Origin of the sequence: Rhodococcus sp. CX, assembly GCF_015865005.1 — a bacterium.
In the GTDB taxonomy this organism is placed as follows: domain Bacteria; phylum Actinomycetota; class Actinomycetes; order Mycobacteriales; family Mycobacteriaceae; genus Rhodococcus.
Genome location: NZ_JADZGH010000199.1, coordinates 1 through 6,517, shown reverse-complemented (window position 1 = coordinate 6,517; position 6,517 = coordinate 1). Strand labels below are relative to the sequence as shown.

Sequence of the window (6,517 nt, the reverse complement as noted above, 5' to 3'; positions counted from 1 at the left end):
AGCGACGACCGCACGTCGTGCACGCGGTCGCAGGGGCCTGGCAGCGGGGTAGTGCGGCAGGAGAGGCGGAATGAGCGATCGGATCGAACTGCGCGGCCTGCGGGTGCGCGGCAACCACGGAGTGTTCGAGCACGAGAAGCGCGACGGTCAGGACTTCCTGATCGACATCGTCGTCTGGACCGACCTCGCGCCCGCCGCGGCGAGCGACGCCCTCGAAGACACGCTCCACTACGGGATCCTCGCCGAACGCGCCGCCGCGATCGTCGCCGGCCCGTCCCGGGACCTGATCGAGACGGTGGCGGGGGAGATCGCCGACGACGTGCTCACCGACCCGCGGGTCGAGCGGGTCGAGGTCACCGTGCACAAGCCGTCCGCCCCCATCCCGCTGACGTTCGGGGACGTCGCGGTCGTTGTCGATCGGACGCGGCAGCCATGAGCCGGGCGGTGCTGTCCATCGGGTCGAACCTGGGGGATCGGCTCGCGCATCTGCGCTCGGTCACCGAGGCGCTGGGCGATCGGATCGTCGCGGTCTCACCCGTGTACACGACGGCACCGTGGGGTGGAGTCGACCAGCAGGATTTTCTCAACGCCGTCGTGGTCGCCGACGACCCGGCGCTCGACAGTCGGGGCTGGTTGCGTCTCGGACAGCAACTCGAAGCCGCCGCCGACCGGGTGCGGGTGCAGCGGTGGGGGCCGCGCAGTCTCGACGTCGACGTGGTGACGTGCGACGAGATCGTCAGCGACGACCCGGAACTGACGTTGCCGCATCCGCGGGCGCATCAGCGCGCGTTCGTACTGGTGCCGTGGCTCGACGTCGCACCGGACGGCACGCTCACCGTCGACGGTGAACGCAGGCTGCTGACGGACTGGCTCGCCGACCTCGACGACGCCGAACGCGCCGGGGTGCACCGCACGGATCTCCGGCTCGGCTTTCACCCCGAAGACCGGGAACCCGACGAAGACCGGGAACCCGACGAGGGGGAGCGCCGGTGCTGAAAGCGACACGTATCCGCGACCTGCTGGCCTTGGCGCTGCTCGCCGCGGTCGTGTCGTGGTTGCTGGTCCGCGTCCTGTACGGATCGCTGCCGCCGATTCCCGTCTACGCGGGTGCCTCGCTGTACCCGGTGGCAGTGCTCGAAGTGGTGCTGGCCTTCATGATCCGCTCGCGCGTCGGCAAGCGGGAGATCGGCGACGGGCCGCGCCAGCTGCATCCGATCACGGCGGCCCGCGCGGTCGCGCTCGCGAAGGCGTCCGCGCTCGTCGGTTCCGCGGCCTTCGGGGTCTGGGTGGGTTTCCTGCTGTACCTGCTGCCGCAGCGGTCGTTCCTCCAGGCCGCCTCCGAGGACACCGCCGGCGTGGTGGTCGGAGCGATCGGCGCCGTCCTGCTCGTCGCGGCGGCCCTGTGGCTCGAGCACTGCTGCAAGACGCCCGAGGACCCCGGCGAGCCCGCGACCTGAGATCCCCGCCATCGAGTCTCGGGGATCGCGCCCGGGACCAGTACCCTTGTCCGCATGGGCAGCTCGGGCCGGGACAGGAACGAACGTCGGCAATGGCGCAGCGCGAGTTCGATGATCGTCGCGGCGCTCCTCGCCCTCGCCATGGTGGCGTCGCTGTTCCTGGTCTTCAGTCAGAGCGTTCAGCTGCTGCGCGTCGGCATCGTCGTCGCACTGTGGGCCGCGACGATCGGGGCGATCGCGATGACGAAATACCGTCGCGAATCCGCCCTCGAGAAGGCCAAGGTCGAGGATCTCAAGACCGTCTACGAACTGCAGCTCGAGCGGGAGATCTCGGCGCGGCGCGAATACGAACTGACCGTGGAGCAGAAGGTCCGTTCGCAGATGAAGGTCGAGGCCGACGAAATGGCCCAGCTGCGTGCCGAACTCGCCGCGCTGCGCCGCAACCTCGAGATGCTGTTCGACGGACGCATGCCGGAGGACCGCACCGCGCTGAACGCCGTCGTGAAGCCTGTTCAGGAGATCGGGACGCGCCCGAATTCGTCACAGGTCAGTGCCCCGCGGCCGGCGGGTCCGGCGTTCGCATCCCCGGACGACGAACCGCTCACTGCGGAGACGACCGCGGTGACGTCGGATCCGGCCGACCCGCCGCACACGGCCGAACCGCCCAAGCCGACCGGAACGCCGAAGCCGACCGGAGCGCCGAAGCCGACCGGAGCGCCGAAGCCGCGGGTCGCGCCGTCCGGGCAGGAGAAGGGATCCGGGAAGGATCCGGATTCCCGTCCGGACGCGCCCGCTCCCGAAGGCCTGCACGAAGCGCCCGGTGAGTCCGCCGTCGTCCTGCCGGACGCACCTCCGAACGGGCGTCGAGCCCGCCGGCTCCGGGCCGAGGCGGCCGGTGAGGAGAGCGCGCAGCAGGGCCGCAGCGTCGCCGAGATCCTCGCGTCGCTGTCCACGGAGCGCTGATCGGGGACCTTTTCGACCCCGACCGGGAGTCTCTCCGGGGGTCGCCCGCCCTTGCGGTGAGGCGTAGATCACGCCCGGCACCCGTGGCCGACGCAGATCGCGCCGCGCTATTGTCGGGCAGAACGTCTGGTACCCGCCGAGCGGGACTGGAACGAACGAGAGGACTCCCGTGAATTCCTTCGGGATCACAAACGCGCCTGCCCCCGCACGCCTCACCGTCGGAATCGTCTCCGCCGGTCGTGTGGGCACCGCGATCGGCGCGGCACTCGAGAAGGTCGGCCACGTGGTCGTGGCCTGTTCTGCCGTGTCCGAAGCGTCCAAGCATCGGGCCCGGACCCGCCTGCCCGATTCCGAGATCCTGCCCGTCGACGTCGTCGCGGGCCGCTGCAACCTGCTGATTCTCGCTGTTCCCGACTCCGAACTGGCCGAGCTCGTCACGGGCCTCGCCGCGACCGGAGCGGTACCGCGGGGCACGATCGTCGCCCACACCTCGGGAGCCAACGGCATCGGGGTGCTGGCACCGCTCACCGAGCAGGGTGTGGTGCCGCTCGCGATCCACCCGGCCATGACGTTCACCGGCCACGACGAGGACACGGCCCGGCTGTCCTCCGCGTGCTTCGGGATCACCGCCGCCGACGACATCGGCTACGCGATCGCGCAGTCCCTGGTCCTCGAGATCGGCGGGGAACCGGTCCGGGTACGCGAGGACCTGCGCCCGCTCTACCACGCGGCGCTGGCCCACGGCAGCAACCACCTCGTCACCCTCGTCGTCGACGCCGTCGCGGCACTGCGCGTCGCGCTCGAGGGCCAGGAACTGCTCGGCCAGCAGCTCGTCGACGACGATCCCGGCGGGGTCGCCGAACGGGTGCTGCAGCCGCTGCTCGTCGCCGCTCTCGACAACGCGTTGCGTCGCGGTCCGTCGGCGTTGACCGGCCCGGTCGCGCGCGGTGACGTCGCGGCGGTCGCCACGCATCTGCAGGTGCTCGACGAGGTGGATCCGCGCATCGCCGCGGGCTACCGGGCACTGTCGCTGCGGTCGGCGCAGCGTGCAGGCTCGAAACCGGAGCTGATCGAGCTCCTCGAAGGGAATGATCACGGTGAGTGAAACGGGACGGGGCGGGTACGTGCGCGGTGAACTGACCGTGCATCACGATCCCGCTGCCTTGACGAAGGTGACCAAGGCGCTGCGCGGCGTCGGACGGACGGTCGCGCTGGTGCCGACCATGGGTGCGCTGCACTCCGGTCATCTGGAACTGGTGCGTCAGGCCAAGCTGACCGGCGCCGTCGTGGTCGTCTCGATCTTCGTCAATCCGCTCCAGTTCGGTGAGAACGAGGACCTCGACGCCTACCCCCGCACCCTCGACGCGGATCTCGCGTTGCTGCGCGAGGCCGGGGTCGAGCTGGCGTTCGTGCCGACCGTGTCGGCGATGTACCCGGAGGGGCGTCGCACGATGATCCACCCGGGTCCGCTCGGTGCGGAACTCGAGGGCGGCAGCCGGCCCACGCACTTCGCGGGCATGCTCACGGTGGTGGCGAAGCTGCTGCAGATCGTCGCGCCGAACACCGCGTACTTCGGTGAGAAGGACTATCAGCAGCTCGCGCTGATCCGGCAGATGGTCGCCGATCTGAACTTCGACGTCCGCATCGTCGGTGTACCGACGGTGCGGGAACAGGACGGGCTGGCCCTGTCGTCGCGCAACCGCTACCTCGACGAGACGCAGCGGCAGACCGCGACCGTGCTGTCCGCCGCGCTCGTCGCGGGGGCGCACGCGGCGGCCGGTGGCGCCGAGGCGATCCTCACGGCCGCCCGCGAGGTGCTCGCGTCCGCGCCGGAGATCGAGCTCGACTACCTCGAGTTGCGCGGTGCCGATCTCGGGGAGCCGCCCGAGCGTGGCGACGGCCGTCTGCTGGTGGCCGCGCGGGTCGGGACCACCCGGCTCATCGACAACGTCGGTGTCGCGATCGGCACCGGCTTCCTGGAACGGGCGACCGGACCGGTCGACCCGGCCGTCGACGACCTCCTGAATCGCTGAACGAGCAGAACCAGAACGACAAGAGCTGAGGCAATACATGTTTCGCACCATGATGAAGTCGAAGATCCACCGCGCCACGGTTACTCACGCGGACCTGCACTACGTGGGTTCGGTGACCGTCGACCAGGACCTGATGGATGCCGCCGATCTGCTCGAGGGCGAGCAGGTCTGCATCGTCGACATCGACAACGGCAATCGTCTCGAGACGTACGTCATCGCGGGCGAGCGCGGGTCCGGGATCATCGGGATCAACGGTGCCGCAGCACGTCTGGTGAGCCCCGGCGACCTGGTCATCCTCATCGCCTACGGAGTGATGAACGAGCAGGAGTGCAAGGACTACGCTCCGCGCGTGGTGTTCGTCGACGCCGACAACCGCCAGGTGGAGCTGGGCAGCGATCCGGCGCACGCCCCGGAGGGCTCGGGCCTGATCACCCCGCGCATGCTCGCCACCCTCGACTCCGGTTCGTTGGTGTAACGGTGCTGCTCGCCGTCGACGTCCGGAACACCAATATCGTTCTGGGTCTGTTCACCGGCAGCGGTTCGCACGCAAAACTGCTGCAGGACTGGCGAGTTCGCACCGACCCCCGGATGACGGGGGACGAGCTCGCGTTGCTGTTCCGCGGGTTGCTGGGTGAGGACGTCGACCGGGTCACCGCGGTGTCCGCGCTGTCGACCGTGCCGTCGGTACTCCGCGAACTGCGCGGCATGCTCGGCCGGTACTGGGCGGAGGTGCCGCACGTGGTCGTCGAACCCGGTGTGCGCACCGGTGTGCCGCTGCTCGTCGACAACCCCAAGGAGGTCGGCGCCGACCGGATCGTCAACAGCCTTGCCGCGCACCACTTCTACGGTGGTCCGTGCATCGTCGTCGATTTCGGTACGTCCACGTGCGTCGACGTGGTTTCCGGCAAGGGTGAGTTCCTCGGCGGTGCAATCGCGCCCGGTGTCGAGATCTCGATGGACGCGCTCGCGTCGCAGGGTGCGGCGCTGCGGAAGGTCGAACTCGCGCGACCGCGCGGGGTGGTCGGGAAGAACACCGTCGAATGCATGCAGTCCGGCGCGGTTTTCGGATTCGCGGGCATGGTCGACGGTCTCGTGCGCCGCGTGCGCGCCGAGGTTCCCGGATTCGACCGCGACGTCGTCGCGGTGATCGGCACGGGTGACTGCGCGCCGCTGATCATGCCGGAGGCGACGTCGATCGAGCATCACGAGCCGGATCTGACGCTCGAGGGATTGCGCCTGGTGTTCGAGCGGAACCAGGCCCGGCGTTCCGCACGTCACGGTTCTACGGGTTCCCCCACTCGCGAATCTGTGTAAGAATGGTCGCCGTGATCCGCTGCATGAACGCCCAGGAGTGTTGTCGAGGCTGACGTCCGCCTCGACCGATAACACATTCCTGGGAGTTTTCTCATGCGCGCTGCGCTTGCTGTTTCTGCACCTTTCATCGCTTCCCCCGCTTCGGATTCCGTCGGCTTTCTGCCGCTGACCACCGAGCGGACCTACCCCACGGAGCTCGCCGCCGCTGTTGCCCGCGGCGCCGTCGTCGTCGACATCCGCACCTCGGCCGAGCGCACCGTTCAGGGCACGCTTCCGGGTGCACTCGCGATCGACGCCGCGCTTCTGACCCGGCGTCTCGACCCGGCCGCCGGAGCCGAGAGCCTGGCGCTCGCCGTCGACCACGACGTCGAATGGGTCGTCGTTTCCGCGGACGGACCCGCCGCACACCGCGCGGTCGCGTCCCTGCAGGAGATCGGATTGCGCCGCGCGACCGGCCTCGTCGGTGGGTACGCCGCGATCAAGACGGCCGGTCTGGTCGACGCTGTCACTCGCGCGCAGCACATCGCGGAGGACGTGGCGCGCGTCACCGCTCACTGACCGCTTCTCTCTTCGGGCACTGACCTCGGGTTCCTCCGAGGAGGTCTGCGAATTCGTGCCTGCGGGTTCCGATAGTCTGGTTACCCGTGAGTGATGCCAGCGTTCAGCAGCCCGACGACACCCCCGAGCAGATCCGGGTCCGCCGCGAGAAGCGCGAACGACTCCTGGCGCAGGGCAAGGACGCGTATCCCG

The 6,517-nt window shown here is 69.5% G+C and carries 9 protein-coding genes; all 9 read left to right on the top strand.

Going from position 1 to position 6,517, the window contains the following annotated elements; genetic code table 11:
* The first annotated feature begins 70 nt into the window (after positions 1-70).
* The 9 genes from folB to I0Q12_RS21460 all read left to right on the top strand — a co-directional run bounded on the left by folB (position 71) and on the right by I0Q12_RS21460 (position 6,325).
* Positions 71-436, top strand: coding sequence for a dihydroneopterin aldolase (folB, locus tag I0Q12_RS21500; protein ID WP_197254530.1), 366 nt, complete (start codon positions 71-73; stop codon positions 434-436).
* Complete coding sequence (gene folK, locus I0Q12_RS21495) at positions 433-996, top strand: 2-amino-4-hydroxy-6-hydroxymethyldihydropteridine diphosphokinase (RefSeq protein WP_197254529.1); 564 nt, start codon at positions 433-435, stop codon at positions 994-996. The genes folB and folK overlap by 4 nt, the downstream gene beginning before the upstream one ends.
* Positions 990-1,457 carry a DUF3180 domain-containing protein gene (locus I0Q12_RS21490; protein WP_197254528.1) on the top strand — a complete coding sequence of 156 codons (468 nt, stop codon included), beginning with the start codon at positions 990-992 and terminating at the stop codon, positions 1,455-1,457. The genes folK and I0Q12_RS21490 overlap by 7 nt, the downstream gene beginning before the upstream one ends.
* Positions 1,458-1,511: 54 nt before the next feature.
* Positions 1,512-2,420, top strand: coding sequence for a DUF6779 domain-containing protein (locus I0Q12_RS21485; RefSeq protein WP_197254527.1), 909 nt, complete (start codon positions 1,512-1,514; stop codon positions 2,418-2,420).
* Between the two features lie 169 nt (positions 2,421-2,589).
* Complete coding sequence (locus I0Q12_RS21480) at positions 2,590-3,525, top strand: Rossmann-like and DUF2520 domain-containing protein (protein ID WP_197254525.1); 936 nt, start codon at positions 2,590-2,592, stop codon at positions 3,523-3,525.
* On the top strand, positions 3,509-4,453 hold the full coding sequence (gene panC, locus I0Q12_RS21475; protein ID WP_231611167.1) for a pantoate--beta-alanine ligase: 945 nt from the start codon (positions 3,509-3,511) through the stop codon (positions 4,451-4,453). The genes I0Q12_RS21480 and panC overlap by 17 nt, the downstream gene beginning before the upstream one ends.
* A 37-nt stretch (positions 4,454-4,490) precedes the next feature.
* Entirely contained in the window at positions 4,491-4,928 is a 438-nt protein-coding gene (panD, locus tag I0Q12_RS21470; RefSeq protein ID WP_197254523.1) for an aspartate 1-decarboxylase, read from the top strand.
* 2 nt (positions 4,929-4,930) lie between these two features.
* The gene (locus I0Q12_RS21465; RefSeq protein ID WP_197254521.1) at positions 4,931-5,767 is read left to right on the top strand and encodes a type III pantothenate kinase; all 837 of its coding nucleotides are present in this window, start codon (positions 4,931-4,933) and stop codon (positions 5,765-5,767) included.
* Positions 5,768-5,860: 93 nt separating this feature from the next.
* On the top strand, positions 5,861-6,325 hold the full coding sequence (locus tag I0Q12_RS21460; RefSeq protein WP_197254520.1) for a rhodanese-like domain-containing protein: 465 nt from the start codon (positions 5,861-5,863) through the stop codon (positions 6,323-6,325).
* The last annotated feature ends 192 nt before the right edge of the window (positions 6,326-6,517 follow it).